Origin of the sequence: Massilia sp. 9I (assembly GCF_902506415.1) — a bacterium.
Taxonomy (GTDB): Bacteria; Pseudomonadota; Gammaproteobacteria; order Burkholderiales; family Burkholderiaceae_D; genus Telluria.
Window position 1 is genome coordinate 3022491 of record NZ_LR733275.1, and the last position, 26721, is coordinate 3049211.

At 66.2% G+C, this 26721-nt stretch carries 20 protein-coding genes; 6 read left to right on the top strand and 14 right to left on the bottom strand.

Going from position 1 to position 26721, the window contains the following annotated elements; genetic code table 11:
* Positions 1–3: 3 nt before the first annotated feature.
* The 3 genes from GV068_RS13575 to GV068_RS13585 form a co-directional block, all read right to left on the bottom strand.
* Positions 4–1650, bottom strand: a complete 1647-nt coding sequence (locus GV068_RS13575) for a response regulator (RefSeq protein ID WP_159698521.1) — start codon at positions 1648–1650, stop codon at positions 4–6.
* Positions 1647–4526 carry a PAS domain-containing protein gene (locus GV068_RS13580; RefSeq protein WP_159698524.1) on the bottom strand — a complete coding sequence of 960 codons (2880 nt, stop codon included), beginning with the start codon at positions 4524–4526 and terminating at the stop codon, positions 1647–1649. The genes GV068_RS13575 and GV068_RS13580 overlap by 4 nt, the downstream gene beginning before the upstream one ends.
* A 72-nt stretch (positions 4527–4598) precedes the next feature.
* Positions 4599–5123, bottom strand: a complete 525-nt coding sequence (locus GV068_RS13585) for a response regulator (protein ID WP_159698527.1) — start codon at positions 5121–5123, stop codon at positions 4599–4601.
* A gap of 164 nt (positions 5124–5287) precedes the next feature.
* Here GV068_RS13585 and GV068_RS13590 point away from each other — a divergent pair, with 164 nt between their 5' ends.
* A complete protein-coding gene (locus tag GV068_RS13590) occupies positions 5288–5971 on the top strand; it encodes a response regulator transcription factor (RefSeq protein WP_159698530.1) in 684 nt (227 codons plus the stop codon).
* A 169-nt stretch (positions 5972–6140) separates the two neighbouring features.
* A complete protein-coding gene (locus tag GV068_RS13595) occupies positions 6141–7742 on the top strand; it encodes a response regulator (RefSeq protein WP_159698533.1) in 1602 nt (533 codons plus the stop codon).
* Positions 7743–7775: 33 nt separating this feature from the next.
* On the opposite strand, the gene GV068_RS13600 is transcribed toward GV068_RS13595, so the two are convergent.
* From GV068_RS13600 to GV068_RS13615, 4 genes are read right to left on the bottom strand one after another with little or no spacing between them, the layout of a single operon-like run.
* Positions 7776–9464, bottom strand: a complete 1689-nt coding sequence (locus tag GV068_RS13600; protein WP_159698536.1) for a M14 family zinc carboxypeptidase — start codon at positions 9462–9464, stop codon at positions 7776–7778.
* A gap of 25 nt (positions 9465–9489) precedes the next feature.
* Positions 9490–10995, bottom strand: coding sequence for an ATP-binding protein (locus GV068_RS13605; RefSeq protein WP_159698539.1), 1506 nt, complete (start codon positions 10993–10995; stop codon positions 9490–9492).
* Complete coding sequence (locus GV068_RS13610; protein ID WP_229464161.1) at positions 10992–11927, bottom strand: hypothetical protein; 936 nt, start codon at positions 11925–11927, stop codon at positions 10992–10994. The genes GV068_RS13605 and GV068_RS13610 overlap by 4 nt, the downstream gene beginning before the upstream one ends.
* Before the next feature lie 7 nt (positions 11928–11934).
* On the bottom strand, positions 11935–12585 hold the full coding sequence (locus tag GV068_RS13615; protein ID WP_229464163.1) for a response regulator transcription factor: 651 nt from the start codon (positions 12583–12585) through the stop codon (positions 11935–11937).
* 324 nt (positions 12586–12909) lie between these two features.
* Between GV068_RS13615 and GV068_RS13620 the strand changes: the two genes are divergently transcribed.
* From GV068_RS13620 to GV068_RS13630, 3 genes are all read left to right on the top strand, one after another.
* Positions 12910–13575, top strand: coding sequence for an energy transducer TonB (locus GV068_RS13620; protein WP_159698545.1), 666 nt, complete (start codon positions 12910–12912; stop codon positions 13573–13575).
* A 130-nt stretch (positions 13576–13705) separates the two neighbouring features.
* Positions 13706–16015, top strand: a complete 2310-nt coding sequence (locus GV068_RS13625) for a M28 family peptidase (protein WP_159698548.1) — start codon at positions 13706–13708, stop codon at positions 16013–16015.
* 65 nt (positions 16016–16080) lie between these two features.
* The gene (locus GV068_RS13630) at positions 16081–17730 is read left to right on the top strand and encodes a M28 family peptidase (protein WP_159698551.1); all 1650 of its coding nucleotides are present in this window, start codon (positions 16081–16083) and stop codon (positions 17728–17730) included.
* 113 nt (positions 17731–17843) lie between these two features.
* On the opposite strand, the gene GV068_RS13635 is transcribed toward GV068_RS13630, so the two are convergent.
* Positions 17844–19355, bottom strand: a complete 1512-nt coding sequence (locus tag GV068_RS13635; protein ID WP_159698554.1) for an acetyl-CoA hydrolase/transferase family protein — start codon at positions 19353–19355, stop codon at positions 17844–17846.
* 21 nt (positions 19356–19376) lie between these two features.
* The gene (locus tag GV068_RS13640; protein ID WP_159698557.1) at positions 19377–20318 is read right to left on the bottom strand and encodes a bestrophin family protein; all 942 of its coding nucleotides are present in this window, start codon (positions 20316–20318) and stop codon (positions 19377–19379) included.
* Positions 20319–20427: 109 nt separating this feature from the next.
* Between GV068_RS13640 and hpaR the strand changes: the two genes are divergently transcribed.
* Complete coding sequence (gene hpaR, locus GV068_RS13645) at positions 20428–20904, top strand: homoprotocatechuate degradation operon regulator HpaR (protein WP_159698560.1); 477 nt, start codon at positions 20428–20430, stop codon at positions 20902–20904.
* Here hpaR and GV068_RS13650 read toward each other — a convergent pair.
* The 5 genes from GV068_RS13650 to GV068_RS13670 all read right to left on the bottom strand — a co-directional run bounded on the left by GV068_RS13650 (position 20901) and on the right by GV068_RS13670 (position 26512).
* A complete protein-coding gene (locus GV068_RS13650) occupies positions 20901–21377 on the bottom strand; it encodes a hypothetical protein (protein ID WP_159698563.1) in 477 nt (158 codons plus the stop codon). The genes hpaR and GV068_RS13650 overlap by 4 nt on opposite strands.
* A 55-nt stretch (positions 21378–21432) precedes the next feature.
* The gene (gene sodC, locus GV068_RS13655) at positions 21433–21954 is read right to left on the bottom strand and encodes a superoxide dismutase family protein (RefSeq protein ID WP_159698566.1); all 522 of its coding nucleotides are present in this window, start codon (positions 21952–21954) and stop codon (positions 21433–21435) included.
* Positions 21955–22045: 91 nt separating this feature from the next.
* Positions 22046–22663: a PEP-CTERM sorting domain-containing protein gene (locus GV068_RS13660; RefSeq protein ID WP_159698569.1), complete on the bottom strand. Its 618-nt coding sequence runs from the start codon at positions 22661–22663 to the stop codon at positions 22046–22048.
* 81 nt (positions 22664–22744) lie between these two features.
* Positions 22745–23665, bottom strand: a complete 921-nt coding sequence (locus GV068_RS13665; RefSeq protein ID WP_159698572.1) for a hypothetical protein — start codon at positions 23663–23665, stop codon at positions 22745–22747.
* Positions 23666–23800: 135 nt separating this feature from the next.
* Positions 23801–26512, bottom strand: a complete 2712-nt coding sequence (locus GV068_RS13670) for an ATP-binding protein (protein ID WP_159698575.1) — start codon at positions 26510–26512, stop codon at positions 23801–23803.
* Positions 26513–26721: the final 209 nt, after the last annotated feature.

A 26721-nucleotide genomic window follows, 5' to 3' on the forward strand; every position in this document is an offset into this window, starting at 1 on the left:
CCGTCAGCGCTGCGCCTGCCGGCGGCGGATCGCGACAACAGTGCCGAGGCCGGGCCGTCCGCGTACCCGCAAGCGGGCGCGGATGCTGGCCGCCCGCTCGTGCATTCCTTTCAGGCCGAGCGAGGCCGGATCGTGCTGGCGCCCCTCCGGTACACCGGTACCGTTATCGCAAATCCTGACCAGGAGCGATGTGTTGCGCATGGCAACCTGGATCAACACCCGGGTCGCACCGGCGTGGCGTAAGACGTTGGTCAGGGCTTCCTGGCAAATCCGCAACAGTTCGCCAGAGACGAAAGGCGATTGCTCGACATAGTTCGTCGGGTCGAACTCGACGCTGCAGGCGATGCCAGCACGGCGCTGCAGTTCCGCGGCCTGCCAGCGCAGCGCGGCGACCAGGCCACCCTCCTCGAGTTCGGGCGGGCGCAGCAGCGCAGCAATGTCCTGAACCGCAGCGATTGCCAGGTCGACGCCCGACAGGCCGGCATTCAGCTCGGCCAGGATATCGCATGCCGGCGTCGGCTCGCCGGGCGCCGCGATGCGGCCCGCCAGCAGGCGCAGGTCGATCTTGACCGCGGTGAGAATCTGCCCCAACTGATCATGCACCTCGCGCGCCAGTCTGCGCCGTTCGTCGTCGCGTACCCGCTGGACCGTGTCGAGCAGGGTCCGCAATTCCTGCTGCGACTGGCGCAGGCGCAGCAGCTCGCTCTGGCGCCAGACAGCATCATGGCGCAAGCGCACCAGGCGCACATTGGCTTCGATCCGCGCCACCAGGTCCTTGGCGCTGAAGGGCTTGACCACGAAGTCGTCGGCGCCGGCGCCGAGGGCGGCGACCCGCGCCGTTTCGTCGGCGTAGCCGGAAAGCATGATGACCGGAACGGTGCTGAGCATGTCGTTGCCACGCATCTTGCGCAACAGCTTGATGCCGTCGAGGTCCGGCATGACCTTGTCAATCAGGATGACATCGGGCTCGGTCGAGATGGCCAGCTCGAAACCCTCGCGCGCGTTGTGCGCCGCATGGAAGGCAAAGCCAGCGCGCTCCAGGATACGCCTGACATAGGCGGCCAGCAGCTGATCGTCGTCGACCAGCAGAACGCGGATGCGGCCAGCCGCACCGGCGCCGGGGCCTGCACGCGGCGCAGCTTCCCGTGCGAGCGCCTGGGCAAGCCTGTGCATGACCAGCTCCAGCAACGCCGCCAGCGAAGGAAGGTGGTCGGCCCGGCGCAGCACGAATACCACGACACCCCGCCGCTGCCCCGGCTCGCGGCCGCCAAACGGAACCTGCGCCAGCGCAGGGGCATGCTCGCCAACCCAGGCCGGCGACTCGGTCCCGGTAGCGAAGATGCGGACGACCGCGTCCGCGTTTCGCTCTCCGGCATGATCCGGGTCGAGGCCGCAGAGCTCCCACGCATCGGCCGCGCGCTCGGGCGGCGGCATCCGGAATCCCTCGTGCAACAGCAGCGTCAGCCGCCGGTCTTCCTCGACCAGGTACACCGCCATCGCCTCGACATCGTCGCGCAGGGACACCAGCACCTGCGCGCACAGCGTGGCGAGATCGTTCGGCACGGCGAGGTGCTCCGCCAGGGCGGCGAAAGCCTCCATCCTGCGCGCCACGAGCGTCTGTTCGCGCGTGTTTTCATCAGCCGGATTCATCGTGTCTCCCCGCCCGTCCCGAGCGCTTCCGCCAGCGTTTGCGCCAGGACGCTTTTCCCGTAAGGCTTGTTCAGGAAACGGATGCCGGGTGCCGGCTCGTCCTGGTGACGCATGGCTTCGAAGGTATACCCCGAACTCAGCAGGACGGACAGGCCGGGGCGCATGGCGCGGGCGCGCGTGGCCAGCTCGGTGCCGGCCATGCCGGGCATGACGACGTCCGTGAACAGCAGGTCGACGGCAGCGCCGGCGGCCAGCTGGGCCAGTGCCTCCTCCGCCCCGGAGGCCTCCATCACCTCGCACTGCAGCTCGCGCAACAGGCCGCGGATGTGCGCACGCACGATCGGGTCGTCCTCGACCAGCAGCACCGCGCGCCCGGGAGGCGGCCGTCTCCCGGCGGCTGCCGCAGGCTGCGGCCGCGCCACCGGTTCGGCGTGCGCGCGCGGCAGATACAGCTTGAGCTGAGTACCGCGCCCCAGTTCCGAGTAGATCGTCACGTCGCCGTTCGACTGCCTGACGAAGCCATACACCATGCTCAGGCCCAATCCGCTGCCCGAGGCTTCGTCCTTGGTCGTGAAAAAGGGCTCGAACACATGCTCCATGACGTCCTGGGAGATACCCGCGCCATTGTCCGCGACCGCGATCACGACATACTCGCCGGATGGCAGCGGTTTGCTCAAGCCGGCTCCCTGTTCCTCGACGTCGGCCAGCAACAGCTGGATCGTCAGTTTCCCGCCGTCGGGCATGGCGTCGCGCGCATTGATGCACAGGTTGATGATGGCCGCCTCGAGCTGGGACCGGTCGGCGTAAACGCACCACCGGTGGTCCATGTCGACCAGCTGCAGGTCGATATTCTCGGGCAGGCTGCGCACGATCAGGGGACGGATAGATGCGATCGCTTCTCCGACGTCGAAGGTCTGCGGGGTCAGTGGTTGACGGCGGCCGAAGGCCAGCAGGCGGCGCGTCAATTCGGCGCCGCGCTCGCCGGCCATCTGGATCATGTGGGCGACCTCGCGCAGGGCCGGCTGGCCGTCGAGCGCTTCCATGAGCTCTTCGGCACTGCCCAGGATAACCGTCAGCCAATTGTTGAAGTCATGGGCCAGGCCGCCGGTCAGCCGTCCGAGCGATTCGAGCTTCTGGATCTGCAGCAGGCGCTGTTCCAGCGCGATCTGCTCGCTCAGATCGGTCACGACCGACAGGATCGCGCGTGGCGTGCCGTCTTCGCGGCGCACCAGGATCCAGTGCACGTGGACAACGAACTTGCGGCCGTCCGCCGCCGCATGCACCATGCGGCCGGAATAGTCGCCGTGCCGCATCAGCACCTGCATGGCATGCTGGAAGTCGGACGGAGCGCAGCGGGCATACAAGGTCTCGCTCACCGGACGCCCGATGACCTCATCGCTGTTCCAGCCGTAGCGCGCGGCGGCGGCCTGGTTCCAGTAAACTACCCGGTTATCGAGGTCGCGCACCAAGATGGCGTCGGTCGCGTAGTCCAGCATTTCCGCCTGCATGCGAACGCGCGCTTCCTGGCGCTTCTGTTCGGTCAGGTCGGCGATGGTGCCGACCATCCGCTGCGGTCCACCCTGCTCGTCGATCACGGTAAAGCAGCGGTGCAGCACATGGCGCTCGACGTCGCCGGGCAAGCAGAGACGGTATTCGGCGGACCAGTTTTCACGCTGCGCGGCCACGCTGGCGCGCAGGCTCGCATCGACCCGCTCGCGATCGTCGGGGTGGATGCAGGCGCCCCAGTCGGCCAGGGTGGTCGAACGCGCGAGCACGCTGCCGAGCGGCTCCAGCGCGCTGCGGCTGCACCACAGCACATCGTCGACCATGCTCCAGTCCCAAATCACATCGTTCGTGGCGCGCGTGACGTAGCGCAGCCGCTGCTCGCTCTGCGCCAGCGAATCGGCCATGCGCTTGAGCTCATACGAACGCAGCACGATCTCGGCTTCCAGCCTGGTGGTCGTGGCCTGCTGCGCGCCCGGGGCGGGCGGCCGGTGCGCGAGCACGTAGTCGGTCACGTCCTCGACCCGGTGGATGATGTACATGACGCGCCCGTCCGCGTCGAGGACCGGGGAATTCACAGGACTCCAGTAGCGCAGTTCGAAGCTTCCGTCCGGCCGGCGGATCGGATAGCGCTGCACAGCCATCACATCGGCCAGGCGGGTCTGCAGGACCCGCTGGAGCGATGCGTTCAGGGCCGCGACCCCGCTTTCCGCCTGGTCCGCGGGATCATCCGGGAACACGTCGAACATGCGGCGGCCGACGATCTGCTCGCGCGTGACCATGGTGGCCGCGAGGTAAGCATTGCTCACTGCCACGATCCGCAAATCCGCCGGCAACAGCACCAGATAGGGTCCGGGCGCGGACTCGAACAGGAGACGGAACTGTTCCTGTGCATGCCTGGCCTCGCTGGCAGGCGCGGCGTCGATCGCGGGGGCTGCGAAGCCGAACATGGCATCGTCCCCGTTCGCTATTCCCCTGGCAGAGGGATCCGGGACGCCGGCTGCGAACAGGTCGGCGATCAATTCCAGTCCGATACTGGCGCCAGCTTCCCGCGCAGCTGCGCTGGCGACTGCGATAACGCAGCTCCCCTCGGCGCTTCCATACATGAAGCTGCGGCGCACGGCGCGGTAGCTGCCCACGCCGCTGCGTTGCGCCAGGTCACGACACGAGGGCGGCAAGCTGCTGGCGCGCATATCCGGGATGTCGCACTGTTCGCGGCTTACCTGAGCCTCGAGCGCTTCCAGCGCCGCTCCCAGGTCTGCGCGCTCGGCGGTACATATCCGTTGCGGCGCCGCACCGTCAGGAAGATGCATGCTGACCATCGCCCAATCGTCTCCCGATGCGATGAGCGCCAGCCGAGCGGCTTTCTGCATGCTTGCGTCATTTCCCATCCTGCAGACTTTCCGAGGGTGTTTTGTACGATTGTTAAGGATCATTCCAAGATATCACAATCGTCCTGCGCTCTCCTTCCGCAACGGCGCTGACGCCCGGATGGCTTCCAGAATATCGATCAAGGCTTGTGCGCTCACGGGTTTGCAAAGGTGAAAATCGATACCTGCCCGCATCGTCCTGTCGCGGCTTTGCTCGTCGTCGTTCGCAGTCAAGGCGACCAGACAGGCCTCGCGCCCCCAGCGGCAGGCGCGCATGTACCTTGCAACTTGGCATCCGTCCATGCCAGGCATCATGATGTCCAACAGGACACATTGAGGACGATGCATATTGCCAAGAGCGAGCGCATCTTCGCCCGAATAGGCCACCTGCACCTCACAATGAAATAAGGTTAACAAGGCCGCCAGCGCATCGGCGGCATCGGCGTTGTCGTCCACGACCAGTACACGGAGCAGTGGTTCTTGCAAAATCAGAGTGTCCAGAGTAAATTGTTGCCCCGTGACAATATTTCGGGATGCCTGCCAGCATAGCGGGATGTCCGGCAGCAGCGAAGTCGGCAGGATTGCGACAGCCTGTCGCATATCCTCCTCCTCGCAGTCATACGGATTGACCCAAGCTGTCGTAACTTTGCCAATCGCACACAGGCCCCAAAGTCCGTACGATCGGGTCGCCGCGCAATACCCCGCCGTAATGCCGCCCCACGAACCGTACGACATCCACTTTCATTCGTATTTATGATGAGCTCATGCGCGCTCTCCCCGCCCACTACAACAGCCTGTTCAGCCCTCAGCCAACCATGATTCGCGTCGTCATTGCGGACGATCATCAGCTTGTTCGCGAAGGCGTCAAGAAGGTGTTGTCTGCCGATCCAGACATCGCCCTGGTGGGCGAAGCGGCCGACCTCGCATCGACGCTCGCGGTACTGGATGCAGTCGAGGTCGACCTGCTGCTGCTTGACCTCACCCTCAGTCCGGCCCACGAATTGGATGCCCTGAGGACGGTCGTGGCGCGCTTTCCGACGCTTCGGGTACTTGTGCTGAGTTCACATAGTGAAGAGCGCTTCGGCATTTCTGCGCTCAGACTCGGCGCCGCAGGCTATATCACGAAATCGCTCACCGTCGACCTCGTCCTGAAAGCCATCCGTAAGGTGCATGCCGGCGGACGCTACCTGAGCGAGAACATGGCCGACCTGCTGGCATACGAAGTCTCCTCGCCCCAGCCGCGCCACGCCCACGAACGACTGACCGATCGCGAACTGCAGGTCACGCGCCTGCTTGCATTGGGTCATCCGGTCAAGCAGGTTGCGGCCAGGCTCGACATCAGCGTCAGCTCGGTCAATACCTACCGCGGCCGAATCTTTGAGAAGCTGGCCTTGAAAAGCAATGCCGAGCTGATCCGTTACGCCATCCACCACAAACTGGTGAACTGAATACCCTGCCGCATCCGCCGCAGCGAGGGCTTGACGGCGACATCCCCCGTCGCAGAAATCACGACGGCGGGTCGTGATTCCTGCGATGAGAGAATTGGCAAGCTGCGGTTACCATTGCCGGCCACTTTTGCAATACGCCTCATCTCTCAATCCTCTTCCGGCTGTTGCAATGACCGAACCGACCTTTGACCACCCTGCCATTCTTCTGATCGACGACGAGTCGTTCTCGCGGGACATCGTTGCGCATGGCTTGACCGCCTTCGGACCGCACAGGCTTCATTTTTCCCAGGATCCGACACTTGCCGTCGAACGCGCCACCAGCATGGAAGCGACCGTGGTCCTGGTCGACATGCGCATGCCATCAATGGACGGCTTCGAGGTGGCACGCCGGCTGCGTGCGGACAAGGCGACCGAACACGTCGCCGTGATCGTCCTGTCCTCGGATGACAATCCCGACAGGAAAGCCGAAGCCTTCGACGCCGGCGCCAGCGACTACCTGGTCAAGTGGCCGGACCCACGCGAGCTGGTTGCGCGCGTCCGCTACCACAGCAATTCCTGTGTGACGCGGCGCCAGCTTGCCGCGGCCTTCGCCTCGCTGCGCCAAAGCCGGGAAGATCTTGCAGCAAGCCAGTCCGCGCTGCTGCAATCCCAGAAAATGGAAGCGATCGGACAGCTCACCGGTGGCGTCGCCCATGACTTCAATAATGTCCTGCAGATCATTAACGGAAACCTCCAGCTGCTCAAGCTGGGCGACGGCCTCAAGGAAAACGGCCGCCTGCGCGTGGAGACGGCGCTGACCGGCGTCAAGCGCGGCGCCCAGCTGGCGTCGCAGCTGCTCGCGTTCGCGCGCAGGCAGCCGCTGCAGACGGTCGTCACCCATCCCGAGCACCTGCTGCGCGAGATGGAAGACATGACTCGCCGCATGTTCGGACCACATCACCGCATCACGACGGACATCGCATCGGACCTGGGATGCGTGCTGGTAGACCCGAACCAGCTCCACAATGTCCTGCTCAACCTGGCGATCAATGCACGCGACGCCATGGCAGAGGGAGGAGAGCTAACGATCCGGGCCGTCAACGTCGCTCCCGACGAGGTCATGCCGGCGCAGCCGTCATCCCAGCACTGGGTCATGATCGAGGTGGCGGATACCGGCAAGGGCATGACGCCCGACGTGCTGGCACGGGTCTTCGAGCCCTTTTTCACGACCAAGCCGGCCGGACAGGGAACCGGCCTCGGCTTGTCGATGGCCTACGGTTTCGCCAAGCAGTCGTGCGGTGAAATCGCCCTGACCAGCGTCCCCGGACACGGAACCAGCGTCAGGATCTACCTGCCGCGCAGCGATGGCACGCCCAGCGCGCCCGAGCTGACGGTGGCGGACTGGACCGAGGGCGGTCCGGAGACCCTGCTGGTGGTGGAAGACGAGGCGAGCGTGCGCAAGGCAAGCTGTGAAAGCCTGTCGATGCTCGGCTATCGCGTCCTGCAGGCCCAGAACGCCGCGCAGGCGGTCGAGGTCATCCAGAGCGGCGAACAGATCGACCTGGTGTTCAGCGATGTCGTCATGCCCGGCCCGGTCAGCAGCCTGCAGCTCGAGGACGTCATGCGCGCTACCCTGCCGTATGCGCTGATCCTGTATACATCGGGCTACGCCGAGGGGATCCTGACCCAAGAAGGCAGGTTGCGCGACAATGTCAACCTGCTGCAAAAGCCATATGACTTCAGCGCGCTCAGCGCGCGCATCCGTCACCTGCTCAACAAGCGCAAGCGCTGAGCCACGTGCCGCGCCCTGCGTGCCTGCGTGCGGTCAGCCGAGCATGAAGACCGGATACCGCCTCCACTCCGGTTCGCGATAGCGCTCGCAGTTCGCGAAAATAAAATCCAGCACCGCTTCCTGGTTCGACAGCATTGCGGGATTTGCTTCCTTCCACGCGTCGAACTTGGCCGCCAGCGCCGGCTCGTCGTTTAGCAGTTCGGCCGCGTGATCCTCGAACACGTAGTCCGAATACGCCTCTTTCTTCTCCAGCACGCTGTTGAAGAAGCCCCAGCGGAAGAAGCTGTCGTGGCCCAGGGGCTCCAGCGTCTCGACCGCGTAACGCGCATTGTCCTGGTCGAGCGGAACGATGAAATCGCCCGCGCGCAGCTGTACCTGGCCGCGGCGCTTTTCCAGCACCACGTCGTCGTGGAACATGTGGCCTTCGTAGGCGTTCGGACGCGAGCTCACGGAAGCGATGTGGTAGTAGTCCACTTCCTGCACGCGGTCGGCATCGACGAGCTCCATGCGCACGCCATTCCACTGCAGGCGCTCGATGGCTTCGCGCCACTGCTGCGGCACGACGTAGGCGCGTGGCGCCGGCACGCTCAGGTCGGCCGGGAAGCGGTTGTACCAGGCGATGTCGCGCTCCCATGGCTTGCTACGGTCGTACCACAGGCGGCTGTAGGTGCCCAGCACGCTCGGCTTGTAGCCGGCCTCGTAGCCCTTGAAGCGGAATGAATCCGGATTGGCTTCGTCCATCGCCCAATGAATCGGCCACTCGCGGCGCGTGCGGCCGGCCTGTTTCGCTGCCTGGCGCAGCGCCCGGATCTGCGCCGCATTCCTGACGGTGAACTCGAGCGCGGTTTCGACGAGGGCGCGCATCGACTCGTAGCGGTCCTTAAAGGGCTTGAGCATGTGCGTCTCGGGCATGAAGCCGATCGTGTGATGCAGGGCCGCGTAGCCGGTCGAGAAGCGCGGGGTCTCGAGGAAGTCGGCGATGCCGTGGTCCGGGCTGTCCTTGACCGGGTTCACGTAGGGGCAGGTCGGCCAGCCGCGTGCTTGCATGCCTTCGTACATGGCCGGCAGCATGGTGCCGCGCAGGTACTCGCCCAGCTCGCCGCCCAGCTTGTCCGGCTGGGTGTGGATCAGGGTCATGGTGTAGCTGTAGTCGGCGCCGTTCGAGGTATGGGTGTCGACCATCACGTCCGGGTCCCAGGCCGTGAACAGCTTGTTGAACACCTGGGCGGTGAGGCTGTCGCACTTGATGAAGTCGCGGTTCAGGTCGAGGTGGCGGCTCATGCCGCGGAAACCGAACTGCTCGGGTCCGTCCTGGTTCACGCGCGAGGTGTCGGCGCGATTCAGGCTGCCGTCCACGTTGTACAGCGGGACGAACAGGAACACGGTGTTACCCAGCGCCGCCAGGCGCTCGGGCTGGGTGCAGAAGTCGCGCACCAGCGCCATGCAGCTGTCCACGCCTTCCGGCTCGCCCGGGTGGATGCCGTTGTTGTTGAAGAAGACCGGGCGGCCCGCGCGCTTGATCGCATCAAGGTCGAACACGCCGTCGCTGCTTACCACGCCCGCGTGGATCGGCACGCCCGCATCCGACACGCCCACCTGGGAAAAGCGCAGCACTTGCGGATAGCTGCGCGCGAGGTCTTCGTACCAGGTGATGCATTCCGCCAGGGTGGTGGTCTGGTTCAGGTTGCCCTTCTCGTAAGGGGTCAGCAGGTGTTCAGCCATGATTGTTTCTATAAAAGTGGAAGTGTTAGCTTGATGAGACAGTGGCCGGCGCATGCAGCGGCAGCGTGATCGCCACCACGGTGCCGCCGCCAACGCTGGAGCGCACGTCCATCACGCCGTGCACGCCATAGACGCGCTCGCGCATGCCGATGATGCCGATGCCTTCGGAGGCGCTAGCCGGATCGAAGCCGTTGCCGTCGTCGGCGACCACGATGCGCAGCGTCTGCGCGCCCTCGTCCAGCACCAGGCGCACCTGGGCCGACGTGGCCTGGGCGTGCTTCATGATGTTCGACAGCGCTTCCTGCACGATGCGGTAGGCGGAAATCGCCAGCTCGTTCGACAGGCGCGAGAAATCGCCCTCGCCGTGGAATTCGAAGCTGCAGCCCGAGCTGCCGTCGTAGTGGCGCACCATCTCTTCCACGGCGCCGTGCAGGCCCAGCATGTCGAGCACCTCGGGGCGCAGGCGCCGCACCAGGCGGCGGCCGTTGGCGTACAGGTCGAGCGCCAGCTTGGTGATGGCCTGCGACTTGCGGCCGATTTCCTCGACTTCCGGGCTCGAGGGCGCCTTGGCGGCCAGCGCGCCGATCGCCTGCGCTTCGAGGCGGGCCGCGATCAGGGACGCGTTCAGTTCGTCGTGGATCTCGACCGCGATGCTCTTGCGCTCGTCCTCGATGATCGAGTTCACCTTCTGGATCAGCTTGCGCTTGTCGGCATCCGCGCGCAGCGCCTCGTTGCGCGAGGCCAGCAGGTCGCGGGTGCGCTCGGCCACCTTGTTTTCCAGGTCGCGCTTGGATTCGTCCAGGGCCAGCGACATCTCGCCGATCGAGGCCTGCAGCTCGCCGACCTCGCCGCCGGTCGTGACCGGCAGCTGCACGCGGAAGTCGCCGTTGCGGATGCGGGAAAGGGCGCCGATCGCTTCGCGCAGCGGCACCGTCAGCGAACGCGCCAGCACCCAGGCCAATACGCCGCTCACCGCCAGCGCCAACGCCGCCATCGCCACTTCGAAGCGGAAACGGCGGGTCTGCTTGGCCATCATGTTCGAGGGCGACATGGTCACCCGCACCCAGCCCACGATCTCGGTGGTGAGCGTGGGCGGACGCAGGTCGCTCGATGCCGACACGTGCGGGGTGCCGTTGTCGGTGAACAGGTTGATCCACACCACCTGCTTCTTGATCGGCGCCTCGTAGCGATGCGGCTGGGCGTCGATGGCCGATTCGGAATCGACGCGTACGGCCTGGGCGCCGTCCACGCCCACCACCTCGATGCGGTAGATGCTGCTGTCCGACTGCACCAGGCCGTTGATGGTCAGGCGCAGGTCGGACAAGTTGCCCGAGATGACGTTGTATTCGCTGGTCTCGGCCAGCGCGCGCGCCAGGGTGCGGCCGCGCTCGGACAGCTCCTCGGCCACCTGGGCGCGGTGCGAGTAATACGAGTACCACACGAAGCTGGTGAACAGGAAGGTCACCGGCATCATGGTGATGAAGGTCATGCGCCGGCCGATGCTCCAGCCGCGCCAGAATCGCAGCTTCATGGCCTGGCCGTCTTCACATGCGCCACCGGCCGCGCCGGCAGGCGCGCGAAGCTGCGCGCTTCCCTGGTCACGCGCAGGTCGAGCGACCTGGCCACGCCTTCATTAACCACGGTGCGGAAGTAGTGCGGGAACTGCGGTGGCGCCAGTTCGCCGGTGGCGACGAAGTTGGCCGCGATCTCGGCCACCTGCGTGTTGATGTCCTCGATCTCGGAATACGTGGTGGCCAGCGCGCCCACCTTGACCATGTCGGCCGAGAAGCCGATCACGCCCTGCTTGCGGCGGTAGGTCGAGAGCAGGATGTTGCGCACGTTCTCCGGGTTGTAGACGTCGCCGTCGGGCATCGCCAGCAGGGCTTCGGAGCGCGTCATGCGGTTGAGCGTGTGGTTGATGTCGTCGCCGGGCACGAAGGACTGGACGTCGACGTCCCCTTCCAGCGCCGGGCGCAGGAAGGCGGTGTCCTGGCCGAGGATGGCGCCGACCCGCACCGGGCGTCCGTACAGCAGGGTGGCCAGGCGCAGCTGGTCGGCCGGCGCCGGCTCGGCATACACGGCGGTGAAGCGCGCCATGCGGCCAGGCGGCAGCCGGGTGGTCAGCGAGCGCCACACCTGGCTCGAGGTGAAGGCCGAGATCACGACGCAGTCGCAGCGGCGCATGATGACGTCGCGCAGCGCGGTGGGGCCGATCGCCACGTACAGCATGCGGTGGCGCTGGGCCAGCTCGGTGCGGAAGGCGGCGAAGGTCGGCAGCAGGCGTTTGTACAGGTCTTCAGCGATGCGGCGCGTGACCTCGCTGTCGTCGCCGGTGATGATCTGCGAGCGGAAGCCCATGGCTTCCTCGTCCTTCGGCGCCTGTATCTGCGCGCCGGCCGCAGCGCCGGCAATGCACAGCGCGAGTGTGGCCAGGGCCGCGCGCAGGGTCCGCGGGAAGTTCATGAACGCGTCAGGGCTCGATCAGGCCGTGCTTCACGGCCAGCAGGGTGATGTTGGCCTGGCGGTGCACGCCCAGTTTTTCCTTGATCGACTGGCTGATGTTGCTGATGGTCTTGGTCGACAGGTCGAGCTTCTCGGCGATCTCCGCGTTGGTCAGGCCTTCGGCCATCAGCTTGAAGATCTCCAGCCCGCGTTCGTCCAGCTGCGACTGCGGCGTGACGTCGCCGCGCACCGCCATGCTGGCCAGGCGCGACGCGATCTGCGGCAGGAAGTACAGCTTGCCGTCATGGGCGTGGCGCACCGCCGTCACCAGGTCGGACGGGTCGCAATCCTTGGTGACGAAAGCGTGCGCGCCCATGCGGTAGGTTTCCTTGATCAGGCTGTCCTGGTCGAACTGGCTGAGGAAGATGATCTTCGCGCGCGGGTCGTCCTTCAGGATGCTCTGGGCGGCATCGAGACCGGTCAGCTCGGTCCCGAAGCGCATGTCGAGGATCACGACGTCGGGCTGCTGCGCCGCATACAGGGACACCGCCTCGCTCGGGGTCTTGGCCTGTCCCACCACCTGCATGCCGGCCGCCTCCAGCGACATGGCAAACCCGGTCATGACGATCGGGTGGTCGTCCGCAAGCATGACGCGGATCGGTTTTTTCTGTTCGGACACCAGTATCACTCCTGTTCTTTCGGCCGCTGACATAACCCGCTTACATCTGCTTACCAATCTCTGGCAGCTATGTGTACCAAGCGACGGAAAGCATGCGGGTTGTAAGAGGATTATTTCATACAACGGGCCGCGACGCGAGACCCTCTCCAATCTCCCTTCCAGGACCAGAACTCTTACAACTGGAAGCAAAATTACCAAGAAAGGGCTTTACATATTGCTAGCACCTAGCATATATTGATTCCAACAGTAGTCGGATGCATATCTTTCCTTAAGCAAAAAGTCCTGCGACCCCGTTGCCGGATGTAACAAAAAGAGGAGATCGCCATGCACTTCACGCAACTCAACGATGGGACCGGTGGCAAAGCCGGTAAGTTCGCACTTGTCGCCGGCCTGCATGCGCTGGTGGCCCTGGGTGTCGTCAACATGATGAACGCCAAGACCTTCACCCTGCCCAAGCTGATCGAGGACGCCACGGTGTGGATCCAGCCCGAAGTGCCGCCTCCGCCGCCGGAGCAACCGCCGACGCCGCAAGTGAAGGCCGTCAAGCCGCCGATCGTGGTGCCGAAGCAGGAAGTCGAGACGAAACAGCCGCCACTGGAAGAACAGGTGCTGGCGACCACCGAACAGGAGCCGGTCGTGGAGCAGGCGCAGCCGTCGACCAATGACGCGCCGCCCGCCCAGCCGGCGACCAGCAACAGCAACCCCGGCCAGATGTTCAGCGCCGTGCTGGCCAACGCCGACGGTTGCGCCAAGCCGGACTACCCGGTGAATGCGGCGCGCAACGGCGACACCGGCACCGTGACCCTGGCCCTGCTGGTCGGCACCGACGGCCGCGTGCAGAACGCGAAGGTGCAGAAGTCGAGCGGCCACCGCGAACTCGATCGCGCCGCGCTGAACGCCCTGAGCCTGTGCCAGTTCAAGCCGGCCACGAACAACGGCGTCGCCGAAGCCGGATGGGGACAGATCGCCTACGTCTGGACACTCGAATAAGCCGTACCAGTCCCTTCTTCGCCCGCATTCATCGCGGGCTTTTTTTCGCCCAATGATTCGCAGCCACGCAGGAGAGCACCGCCGACCACACCCGCAGCACAGAAAAAACACCAATAAAAGAGGAGAGAGAATGTTCACCGCTGGAGTACCGACGGCGCCGCCGCGCGCCCCCGGCCTGGCCGCGCTGGCGGCCGGCCTGTTCGCCATCATCGTGCTGGCCCTGCTGGCATGGACCGCCACCCGCAGCCCTGCCCCACCGGCGCCGGCCGCGCGGCCCGCGCTCGATCGCATGATGGGGCACGTGTCCGCGCTGGCCGCCAGCCCCAGGCCGATCGCCACCCAAAGCAACGCCCAGGCGCGCGCCTACATCGTCGAGCAGCTGCGCGCCATTGGCCTCGCACCGATGGTGCAGACCGCCACCGTCTGGAAACCCAGCATCCGCTACTGGGGCGGCAACGTCCACATGACGGTCGGCCTGGTGCACAACGTCGTGGTGCGCCTGCCGGGCAGCGCGCCCGACCGCCTGCGCCGGCCGGCCCTGCTGCTGGCCGGCCACTACGACAGCGGCAAGACCACGCTGGGCGCGGCGCGCGGGGCGGCCCAGGTGGCGGCCATGATCGAGACGGCACGTACTCTCAGGAACGGCCCGGCGCACGCGAACGCGCATCTAAACGACATCCTGCTGCTGTTCATGGACGGCGAAGACGTCGGAGGCCTCGGCGCCAAGGGCTTCGCCGAACAGCATGCGCTGGCGCGCGAAGTGGGGCTGACCCTGAAGTTCGACGCGGCCGGGAGCAGCGGTCCCGCCATGCTGTACGACGCGGCCGGCGCGGGCAGCAGCATCCTGCGCGGCCGGATGCAGGCGCTGGGGCTGGACGGCTCTTCGCTGATGGCGCGGCTGTATCACATGCTGCCGGACTCGCCGCGCCTCGGCCCCCTGGCCGCGATCGACGCCCCGATCCTGCTGTTCGTGAACACCGGCCGCCCCTTCGACGGCGAGCGCACGCTCGACAGCGTGGAACGCCTCGACCCCGCCATGCTGGCCCAACTGGGCGACAACATGCTGCTTCTGGCGCGCCACTACGGCGACGCGGCGCTGGTGCGCGGCAAGTCGCAGCCGCACGCCTGGTTCACCCTGCCCATCGTCGGGGGCGTGCAGCATCCGGCCATCCTGAGCTGGGGCCTGGGCGCGCTGTGCTGCCTGATGCTGGTGCGGGCTTACCGCCGCGCCTTGGAACAGAGCGGCAGCACGGTGGCGCCCCTGATGCAGGGCTTCTTCGGCATGGCGCTGCTGCTGGTGGCGACCCGTATGCTGCTGTGGGAGCGCAACGAGGAGGTGCGGGCACTGACCCAGATGCAGGACAGCGGCCCGGCCATCGTGTTCCTGGTCGCCGGCAGCTGCCTGTTCATCGGCGCCCTGTATCTGCTGCGCCGGCTCGCCGGGGCAAGCTCGGTGTTCCTGGGCGCGATGGCCTGGCTCAGCGTGGCGCTGCTGCTGGCGCTCCTGAATGCGCCGGATACGGCCTGGCTGCTGGCGTGGCCGCTCGCCGCGGCGCTGGCGGCATTCACCGCCTTGCAGGCGCCGCGCAGCCAGCCTGTTCGCCTCCTGATCCTGGCGGGCGGCCTGGCCCCGGCGCTGCTGCTGATGGCGCCGGCGCTGCGCGACACCTGGACCGAACTCGCGCCGCACGGGCTGCATCCAACGACCCTGGTGATCGCGATCATGCTCTTGTGCTTCGCCAGCCTGCTCCTGCTGCTGCCGCTCGGGCGCGTGGTGATCGCCGCCGCGGCGCTGGCGCTGGCGGCCTGCGTGGCGCTGCCGGGCCAGGCCTCCGCGCCGCTGGCGCAGGAACGCCCCGCCCTCGAACCGAACCGCCTGGTGTATCTCAAGGACATGAACAGCTGGCGTTCCTGGTGGCTGCTGCCGCCCCAGTCGCTCGACGGCTGGTCGAAGCAGCTGTTCCCGAACCTGGAGCGGCCGGCGATCAACGTCGACGCCTTCGGCTGGCACAGCCCGCGCCAGTGGTATGCGGTGGCGCCGAAGATCGATGAAGTCGCCTTCCCGGAAGCCTTCCTGCTGCGCAGCCCGCGCCTGGCCAAGCCCCTGCAGAAACCCAAGCTGCGCCAGGTGGAATTCACGCTGCGCTCGAAGAACCGCGCGCCGCACATCGAGATGTGGGCGGCCGGCACCAAGCCGCACCGCTCCACGCTGAACGGGCGCGCCCTGACGTCGAAGGAAAGCGCGTGGACGCTGTCGCTGTACGGGATGGAAGACCAGCTGCTGCGCTTCACCATCGACCTGCCGGACGACGAGGTGATGGCGGTGGTCGTCGAGGAGCGCATGCCCGGCCTGCCCGAGCACCTGCTGCCGCCCGGCGCCCCGCGGCGGATGCCGGGAACGGGCATGACGGTGTCCTCGGATGTGTTGTGGTTTTATTGATGGGTTGGCATACAATGTTCGGCGCACGCCGTGCACTACCCGATCAACCACCGCAGCAGGAAGCCATGCACAAGATTGTCTCCTCCGTTGTCCTCACCGCCCTCGCTAGCAGCCTGGCGCTGGCCTACCCGGCCCACGCCGCCGCGCCGAAGGCGTCGAAACCGGTCCAAGCCGCCACCGTCAAGGAAGCGCCGCTGCGCGCCCACCTCGCCTTCCTGGCATCCGATGCCGTCGAAGGCCGCGGCACCGGCCAGCGCGGCGGCGAACTGACCGTCACCTACCTGGAAACCCAGGCCGCCGCGGTCGGCCTGCAGCCGGCCAACAACGGCAGCTTCCGCCAGCCGGTGAAGATCGCCGGCGTACGCGCGCTGCCGCAGAAGAGCAACCTGGCTCTAGTGGCGGGCGGCCAGCAGCTGCCGCTGCAGTTCGGCGCCGACTGGGTCTGGGGACCTGGCGACGCCAAGGCGGAGCACACCCTGGACGCCGAGATGGTCTTCGTCGGCTACGGCATCAATGCGCCGGAAGAAGGCTGGGACGACTTCAAGGGCCAGGACTTCAAGGGCAAGGTCCTGGTGATGATGGTGAACGATCCGAAGCCGACCGCTGCGGAACCGAAGCGCTTCAACGGCGAAAGCCTGACCTATTACGGCCGCTGGACCTATAAACTGGAAGAAGCGGCGCGCCAGGGTGCGGCCGGCGTCCTGCTGATCCACACCGACGCCTCGGCCTCCTACGGCTGGAGCGTGGTGCAGAACAGCTGGGCGGCGGCGGAACGCTTCCAGCTGGCCGAGGGCAAGCTGGGCACCGGCCTGCAGGGCTGGATGACCGACGCCACCGCACGCAAGCTGTTCGCCGCCGGCGGCCAGGACCTCGACCAGCTGCGCGCCGCTGCCGAGGACAAGAACTTCAAGCCGGTGGTGCTGAACGCGCGCGTGAAAGGCGAAGCGCGCGCCGAAGTGCGCACCCTGAACGAATTCAACGTGGCCGGGGTGGTACCGGGTACCGATCCGAAACTGAAGGACGAGCTGGTGGTGTACAGCGCCCACTGGGACCACATGGGCAAGCAGGGTACCGAAGGCGACACCATCTTCAATGGGGCTGTCGACAACGCCTCCGGCACCGCCGCCCTGCTGGCGATGGCGCAGGAAGCCGTGCGCAACGCGGCCAAGCGCAGCCAGATGTTCCTGTGGGTGGCCGCCGAAGAACAGGGCCTGCTGGGCAGCGCCGCCTACGCCGCCAAGCCGCTGTGGCCGCTCGAGAAGACGGTCGCCAACCTGAACCTGGACAGCCTGAACTTCGTGGGCCTGGTGAAGGACGTCTCCACCCCGGGCAGCGAGCGTACCGACCTGGGCGCGATGGCAGCCGCCACCGCCAAGAGCATGGGCATGGTGATCGCACCAAGCAAACCTGACCTGGGCGGCGGCTACTTCCGCAGCGACCACTTCAGCTTCGCCAAGGCTGGTGTGCCGGCGTTCTCCGTCGGGTCGGGCAACAGCTGGGTGAACGAGGTGGAAGCGAACAACGCCAAGCGCAAGGCCTACGGCGCGCGCTACCACCAGGCGAACGACGAATACGATCCGAACTGGGACCTGTCGGGCATGGTGCAGCAGGCGCAGTTTACGCTGAACCTGGGCCGCATGGTGGCGGATTCGCCGAAGGCGCCGGCGTGGAAGGCGGGGGATCCGTTTGGGAAGGCGCGTACGGCTGCGAAGTAATCGCGGTTTGCGACTTCGGATGGGAACTTGGGTTCCGGCCTGCGCCGGAACGACGGCTCATATCGTAGTGGCAAGCTCAAAAACCGTCATCCCGGCGAAGGCCGGGATCCAAGTTACGCCGCCAGCATCGACCCCGTCTCCCTATACCGCACATGCCACGAGAACGCCTTCTCCAGCACGTGCGGCGTCTGCCCTCCTCCCCGGTTCGCCTCTTCTACATACTCCCGCAGCATCTGCCTGTACGGCTCCGCCACGCAGTTGTCGATGATGCGCTGCGCCCGTTCGCGCGGCGCCAGTCCGCGCAGGTCGGCCAGGCCGATCTCGGTGACGACGATGTCGACGTCATGCTCGTTGTGGTCGACGTGCGAGACCATCGGCACGATGCTCGAGATCTTGCCGCCCTTGGCCACCGACTTGGTGGCGAACACGGACAGATAGGCGTTGCGCGCGAAGTCGCCCGAGCCGCCGATCCCGTTCATCATGTGCGTACCCGAGACGTGAGTCGAGTTCACGTTGCCATAGATGTCGAACTCGAGCGCCGTGTTGATGGCGATGATCCCTAAGCGGCGGATCACTTCCGGATGGTTGCTCACCTCTTGCGGGCGCAGCACCAGGCGCTCCTTGTAGCGCTCGATGTTGGCGAACACCTCGCGCCCCTTGGCTTCGGACAGTGTGATCGACGAACCCGAAGCGAAATCCAGCTTGCCGGCATCGAACAGCTCGAAGGTCGAGTCCTGCAGCACTTCCGAATACATGCTCAGGTTCTTGAACGGCCCGTCGATCAGGCCCGACACCACGGCGTTGGCGATGGTGCCGATGCCGGCCTGGATCGGCATCAGGCGCTCGGTCAGGCGGCCCTGCTCGATCTCCTCAACGAAGAAGCCGATCAGGTGGCCGGCAATCGCCGCCGTCTCCGCGTCCGGCGGCAGGATGGTGGAAGCGCTGTCGTGTTTCTCGGTCATGACGATGGCGACGATCTTCTCCGGCGGGATCTCGATCGCCGCGCTGCCGATGCGGTCGTTCACGTTCATGAGCGGCATCGGCTCGCGGCGCGGGCGGTGCTTGGGGATGAAGATATCGTGCAGGCCCTCCAGCGCCGGCGACTGGCTCAGGTTGATCTCGACGATCACCTTCTCCGCCAGGATCGCGAAGCTGGCGCTGTTGCCGACCGAGGTGGTCGGGATGATCGCGCCCGTCTCGGTGATTGCCACCGCTTCGATCACGGCCACGTCGACCGGTGCGATCTGGCGCGTGCGCAGCAGTTCCACGGTCTCCGACAGGTGCTGGTCAACGAACATTACCTCGCCGCGGTTGATCGCCGCGCGCAGGGCCGGGTCGGCCTGGAAAGGCATGCGGCGCGCCAGCGCGCCCGATTCGGTCAGGGTCTTGTCGATGTCGCTGCCGAGCGAGGCGCCGGTCATCAGGGTGATTTTCAGGGGTTCGCACCTGGCGCGCTCGGCCAGCGCCAGCGGCACCGCCTTGGCATCGCCGGCGCGGGTGAAGCCGCTCATGCCGACGGTCATGCCGTCCTTGATCCAGGCGGCGGCGCCGTCGGCGCTAGTAATACGGTCGCGCAGCTGCGGAAGGCGGATGCGGTCGAGTTGAACGTGTTCGTCGTGATGCATTGTCTCTCCAGGGACGTCTCGTCAGGTCAGGCAGTAGTCGACCGCCGCCAGGGGTGGCGGCAGGTCCTCGTCGCCGAGCGCGGCGCGCAGCTCGATCTCGATCGCGCGGCAGATCGCGTTCAGCGGCAAGTCGTTGTGCTCCAGGCCGAAGGGCTCTTCCAGCTCGTCGCCGAGGGCATCGAGGCCGAAGAAGGTGTAGGCCACGATGGCCACCACCAGCGGCGTCATGAAGCCGATCGTGTCCACCAGCCCGAAGGGCAGCAGGAAGCAGTAGAGGTAGGCCGTGCGGTGCAGCAGCAGGGTGTAGGAAAACGGGATGGGCGTGCTCTTGATCCGTTCGCACGCGGCGGCGGCAGCCGTCATCGATGACATCGTGGTGTCGATGTTGGCGGCCAGGCAGGCTTCGATCCGTCCTTCCTTGAGGCAGAGGCGCAGGTCCTGGCCCATGCGCTGCATCAGGTAGTCGGGCTTGTTCGGCGCCCGTGCCAGCGCGGCCAGTTCGTCGGGCGGCAGCAGCTTGGCAAGTGCGGCGTCAGGCGCCAGGCCACGCAGCGCGTCGCGCAGGGCGTGGCAGAAGGCGCTGCCGCGCAGGACCATGCGCACCCGCACATCCTGCATTCCGTTGCGGATGTGCGCCGGCTCAGGGGCGTCGATCAGGCTGAGGCACTGGCGCGCCAGGCTGCGGCTGTGCAGCAGCAGCGCGCCCCACAGCTTGCGCCCTTCCCAGAAGCGATCGTAGGCCGAGTTGTTGCGAAAGCCGAGGAAGATCGCGAGCGGCAGGCCGATCAGCGTGAAGGGAATGGTGGTGAGGGTGATCTTCACGTCCCACAGATCGCCGTGCGACCAGGTCACCAGGGTGGCGATCGCGATGTTGACGAGGAGCGCGGGCAGGATCCTGGGAAGGATCGAACCGCGCAGCAGCAGGAACAGCTTGAGGCCGGAGGGCCTGTCTCGGATAATCACGATTTATGCCGCACTTAAGCGCGACCCTCGATATTCGCTAATATGTTCGTAAGTTAATCACTAATATGTTAGCCAGTCAAGCTCGCCGACCTGATGAATGGAGTTCACCGTGTCCCGCCGCATCACCCACCGTAACCTGCCGCAGCAGCTTTTGAAAGCGCGCGACGCGCTGATGTCGCATTTCCGTCCCGTGCTGAATCATTTCGGCGTGACCGAGCAGCAGTGGCGCATCCTGCGCGCCCTCGACGAGCACGGCCAGCTCGAGCCGCGCGAGCTGTGCGATCTGTGCCAGATCCTGAGCCCGAGCATGGCGGGCGTGCTGGCGCGGATGGAAGAGATCGGACTGGTGCGGCGTGAAAGGGTGGCGGCGGACGCGCGCCGGGTGATGGTCAGCCTGGCGCCGCAGGGCGACCGCCTGTTCGACGAGATCGCGCCGCTGATCGAGCGCCAGTATCGGCTGATGGAGAAGGCCTGGGGCAAGCGCGTGGTGGACGACCTGTCGCAGGCGCTGGAGGGATTCGTTGCGGCCCAGGCGACGCCGGTGCCGCAGGTGGAGCTGCCGGGTGGGCCCCGGCACAAGGATTAACTGTCCAGCCAGGAGATGCTGGGCCAGGGCCAGAAGGCGCGCACCAGGCGCTGGCGCCAGTTGCCGGTGGACGCAGCCTGGCGCCGGGTCCAGCCCAGCAGCACCAGGCCGGCGCCGAACAGGGTGACCGACAGCGGTTCGGCCAGCGGCGCGGCTTCCAGCTGCGCCTCGGCCGAGAAAGGCGATTCGCCCTGCTCCTGGATCGGCTCGACCGGCTGGATCGGGTATTCGTTCGCGGTGGCGATGTGCTCGTCCTGGAAGAAATAGGCCAGGCCGGCGCGCAGGATCTCGCCGCCCGCCGAATCCTGGATGTCCAGCACCAGGTCGCCGTTCTGGTAGGTGAAGGCCTGCGGCGCTTCCTGTTCAGGGGCGGCTTGCACCGCGGCGGTTTCGGCAGCGGGCTGCGCGAGCGCCGCGCCGCTGTCGAAGGCGAGAAGCAGCAGGATTGCCGCCATCAGGGAGTGAAATTTCATTTCGTTTTTCGCTTATTTTTGAAATTTTATTTCATCCCTGATGTACCAGGGATGGCTACTGGATGACGCCGCAGGCCATCCGCCCGCCCCCGCCGCCCAGTGGCGCCGGATGGTCGGCGTGGTTGTCGCCGCCGGCGTGGACCATCAGGGCCTTGCCCTTGACGTCCGCCAGCTTCAGGCGCGGCGCCAGCACCGGATTGGTGGCGGCGCCCTTGTCGTCGACCGTCAATGCCGGCAGGTCGCCGAGGTGGCCCTCGCCCCAGGGCAGGCCGTGCTTGCCGGTCTTGCTCGGATCGAGGTGACCGCCGGCGGCGCCCGCGGGGACCGGCTTGCCGTCCTTCTGGTTCGGGCCGCAGCTGCCGTTTTCATGTACGTGGAAGCCATGCAGGCCGGCCGGCAGGCCGCTCAAGGCTGGCGTGAACACGAGGCCGTAGCGCGTTTCGCTGATCGTCACGGTGCCGACATCGGCCCCCTCTCCCTTCTCGGTCGCCATCTTCATGGTGACCTTGGTGTCGGCAGCATTGGCCAGGGCGCAGCTCGCGCCCAGCAGGGCGGCGCACATCCATCGAACGTTCATGACAAACCTCCTTCGATCCGGGTGAATGATATAAAGCCCAGCAAGTGTATTCCATCCCCTTGGGTGGGGGATGTTCCGGAGGGAGTCCTGCTTACGCTGCGCGGCGCGCCTGGCGGCGGCGCGTCCAGCCGATCAGTGCGAAGCCTGCGCCGAGCAGGCCGAGCGAAGCCGGCTCCGGTACCTGCACCACCGGCGGCGCGACGGTGTCGCCAAGCAGGCGGATCGCGTCGATCTCTTCCCAGCTGTTGCTGTGGCGGGTGTCGACATAGACCTTCAGGCCGTTCACCAGATAGGACGTGGTCGACCACGCCACGGTAAAGTTGAAAGGCACGTTCGCGGCGCTGGTGTCGACGCCGTTCCAGACCGTGTGCAGGTTGCCGAGGGTGTCGATGGCATCGACCTGGTAGACGAAACCGTTGTTGTAGGTTTCGCGGATGGTGGCGCCGCTTGCGTAGACGGCGGTGTCGAAGCCGACCGAGATCCACTCGAAGCCACTGTTCTCGGTCGCCGGCGCCCAGGCGGTGACATGATCGCCATACTGCAAGGTATTCGGCGCATCGAGCACCTGGATCGCGTTCCAGCTCGCTGCACTCGGCACGTATTCGGAGCTGAAGCCCTTGAGGGTGCTCGCGTACTGCTGCAGCGGGACGGCGCCGGCCGAGGTGGCGGCGGCCAGCAGGGCCGCGGCGATCAGGGAATGCAGTTTCATCTCAATTTTCCTCATGGTGGTCAGGCCAGCATGATAAAAATTGAAACACTTGCGTTCCACCCCCTCGGGTGGGGGAAGCGCTTACATGCGCGAGATGGCGGGACGCAGGATGGCCAGCAGGCCGGCTTCGGAGGTGCAGCCGAACTTCTCGTAGACCGCCTTGACGCAGTCGCGCAGCACGGCGTCGCTGACGTCCATGCGGCTGCGTGCGGCTTCGCGCCCGCCGCCCAGGCCCATCCAGAACGCCACTTCCATCTGCTGCGGCGAAAGCTCGACGCTGCCCAGCGCACGCCAGATCCGCAGCGGCATCGGCACCACGAATTTTAAAAAGATGCCGACGGTGCGGCTGTGGATCGCGTCGTAGGAACCGGCGCTCATCCACTGCGCGCGCGCTTCCAGCACGCCGCCGGCCAGTTCCAGAGTCCCGGCCGGCAGGCGCCACGGATAGCGCTCGCCATACACCACCGACTCCACCAGGCGCAGGCAGAACGGCGGGACGGTAGAGCGGTCGAACACCTGCTGCTCCTGCGAGGCCAGCTGGTCGAGCAGCGCACTGGCCGAATCGCTCAGGAACAGGATGTCGCCATTGGTGGTGGCCAGCAGCATGGCTTCGTCTTCGATCACGCCGGACAGGCCGTTGCCGGCGCTGGCGGCATTGCGCAGCGCGTGGTCGAAGTAATTGGCGACGCGGCCCAGGTCTTCCTCGTCGTCGGAATCGAAGGCCGGACCGTCGTCGCGCAGCAGAGTCAATGTGCCGAGCGGGCTGGAGGCGGGACCGAGGCGTGCCTCGAGCACGTGGGCCGCGCGGGCGCGCGCTTCCGCCGGCGGCACGCCGAAGTCCACCGAATCGCCATAGAAGTAGCCGTTGGGCGGCGGCAGCACGCCCAGCACGGTCGCTTCATGGACGTCTTCCGGCGCCCGGTCGGCGAGCAGGTACAGCTGGGACGCGCTGTTGGGAATCAGCTCGCGCACCAGCTCCAGCGCATCGGGGATCAGGGTCATCAGGTGCAGGCCGCCGGAACACAAGATTCGCAGGCGCGCCCACTGGCGACTATTCTTTTTACGTGACACAGCAGCTGTATTGATGTCGAGGATATAAGAATAGTGCTGAGTTATAGCAACAAAGTCAACTCACAATCAACTGACGCCTGCGATATCCGGTTCCGGCGCCACACCGGTTTTTGGCGCTTCGGCGGCCGGCTGGCACTGCGGCAGCTGCGCCAGGATGTCCGCCAGCGCCCGGAATTCCACCGGCTTCACCAGGTGATGGTCGAAGCCGGCCTGTTTCGAGAGGTCGCGGTCGCGCGCCTGGCCGTAGCCGGTGAGCGCGATGAAGCTGGCCGTCGGATGATCGCGCCGCAGGCGGCGCGCCAGCTCGTAGCCGGTCATGTCGGGCAGGCCGATGTCGAGGATGAAGGCGTGGGTATTCGCGATCTCGTTCGACGCCAGGGTGCGCATGGCGCCATCGAACACGTGCACGGTATGTCCCTGCTCGCGCAGCAGCACCGCCAGCGACTGGGCCGCGTCGACGTTGTCATCGACGATGGTCAGGGTACACGGGGCCACCGGCCGCGCGCGCGCCTGCAGGCGTACCGGCACCGGCACCGCGACGCCTTCGGACAGCGGCAGCAGCACCGACACCGACGCCCCCAGGTTCGGACCGTCGCTGTGCGCCTCGACCTGGCCGCCGTGCATCTGCACGATGGTCTTCACCAGCGCCAGGCCGATCCCGAGGCCGCCCTGCGAGCGGTCGGGCGTGCGCTCGGCCTGGGTGAACAGGTCGAACACGTGCGGCAGCAGCTTGGCGTCCATGCCGGTGCCGTTGTCGATCACGGTCATGCGCGCCTGTTCCGGGCCGGTTTCCAGGCGCAGCAGGATCTTGCCGCCTGCCGGCGTGTACTTGGCCGCGTTGTTCAGCAGGTTGACCAGCACCTGCACCAGGCGTGTGCGGTCGCCGGCGACGACCACGGGACGCGCGGGCATCTCCACGCTCAGGACGTGGTTCTTGGCCTCGATGTGCGGGCGCGCCTGCTCCACGGCGGAGCGCAGCACGGCGTTCAGCTCCAGCGTCTCGGTCTCGAGCTTGACCAGGCCGCGGGTGACGCGCGAGACGTCCAGCAGATCGTCCACCAGTTCGGTCATGTGGCGCACCTGACGCGAAATGATGTTACCGGCCTTGAGGCGCAGGTTCTCGTCGACGGTGGGCATCTTGAGCAGCTGGGCCGCATTGGTGATCGGCGCCAGCGGGTTGCGCAGCTCGTGCGCCAGCATGGCGAGGAACTCGTCCTTCATCTTGCTGTGGCGCTCGGCCTCGGCGCGGGCGGCACGCTCGCTGGCCAGGATGCCTTCACGCTCCTTGGCCGCCCGCTGCGCCAGCTCGTACAGGCGCGCGTTGTCGATCGCCACCGCTGCTTGCGCCACGAAGCCGGAGATCAGCTGTTCGGTGCGTTCGTCGAACATCTTCGGCTTCGAATGGCCGAAGAACAGGCCGCCCAGCACCTCGCCCGAGCGCGAGGAGACCGAGGCGGCGAGATAGCTGCATACCGGCAGGTGCCCTTTTGGCATCCCGTGGTGCGGCCCCATGCTGCCGTAGCGCGGGTCCTTGGTGATGTCGTCGCTGCGGATCGGCGGCCCGCCATTGAAGGTAGGCGCGAACACCGCGGTTGGGCGCGGATGGCCCAGCTTCTCGAAGGCTTCGCGCGGCGCGCCGCTCAGGGTGTACAACAGGTAGGCGTCGCCGTTGGCGTCCTTGCCGTTGTAGAAGAAGGAGCCGAATTCGGCGCCCGTCAGTTCGGTGGCGGCATCGGTGACGGCCTGCAGCAGCGTGTCGATGTCGAGCGTGGACGCGAGCACGCTGCCGGCGCGGTTCAGGAGCTCGAGCATGCGCGTCTCTTCGCGCAACGCCTCTTCGGCGCGGATCCGGCGCAGCGCTTCCCAGGTACGGCGCGCCAGGTCTTCGGCCAGGGTGCGCTCATCGATGGTCCAGCGGTAGGGATGGTCCTTGTACAGGAAGCCGGCGCCGTGCAGGCGGTCGCCGTCCTTCAGCGGGATCACCACCACCGAATGGATGCCCAGCATGATGCAGGGCTTGGCGACGGCCGCGCATTCTGGGTCGGTCGAAACGTCGTCGATGCAGATGGTGGTGCCGGCGCGCAGCTGGTCGATCTGCGCGGGAGAGAGCATGTCGACCGGCAGGGTGCCCTGGGCGCCGCCGGTTTCGACGCCGTCCTTCCACTCTTCCTTGACGGTGAAGGTGCGCTTCTGCTCGTCCAGCTCGACGTAGGCGACGTTGGAGTTGGTGAAGTATTCGCTGGTGAGGCGGATGGTGGCCTTGAGCATCGGGCCGAATTCGGTCTCGCGGCGCAGGGTGTCGGCCAGTTTCACCTGGTAGTCGCGCCGGCGTTCGCCCAGCACGGCCTTGGTGATGTCCGCGAAGGTGACCAGCACGCCCTCGACCGTGCCGGCGTCGCCGTAGATCGGGCTGTACGAATAGCTGAAATAGCAGGTTTCGTAATAGCCGTAGCGGTTGATGGTCAGCGGCAGCCCTTCGGAACCCAGCGCTTCGCCCTGGCGCACCTGCTGCCACATCGGGCCGATGGTCGGCCAGATCTCGGACCAGGTGATACGGGCGTCGTTGCCGAGGGCGGCGTCCTTCTTGTCGCCCAGGATGGGGACATAGGCGTCGTTGAAGAACTGGACGTAGGTGTCGCCCCAGGCGAGGTAGGCCGGCAGGCGCAGGTCGAGCACGGTGCGGACCGCGCTTTTCAGGCCCAGCGGCCACGCGTCGACCGGGCCGACCGCGGTGGTCTCCCATGGGAAGGCGCGCATCTGGCGCTCCATCTCCGACATGTTAGTGGCTGCGCTGGGCGCATCCGGTGTCGCGTCAAAGGGCCAAGGCATAGTGCTCGCGGGGCAAGAAATGTGAATACGTCGATAACTTAGTTTTGCATCATAGCAGTCATTACATGGGATGGGCGTACGGATGAGTTAAATGGACAACATAGCGCAGGCGCGTCTTAATGAGGCCGTGCTTACCCTCGGAGGATAAGTTGCTGCCG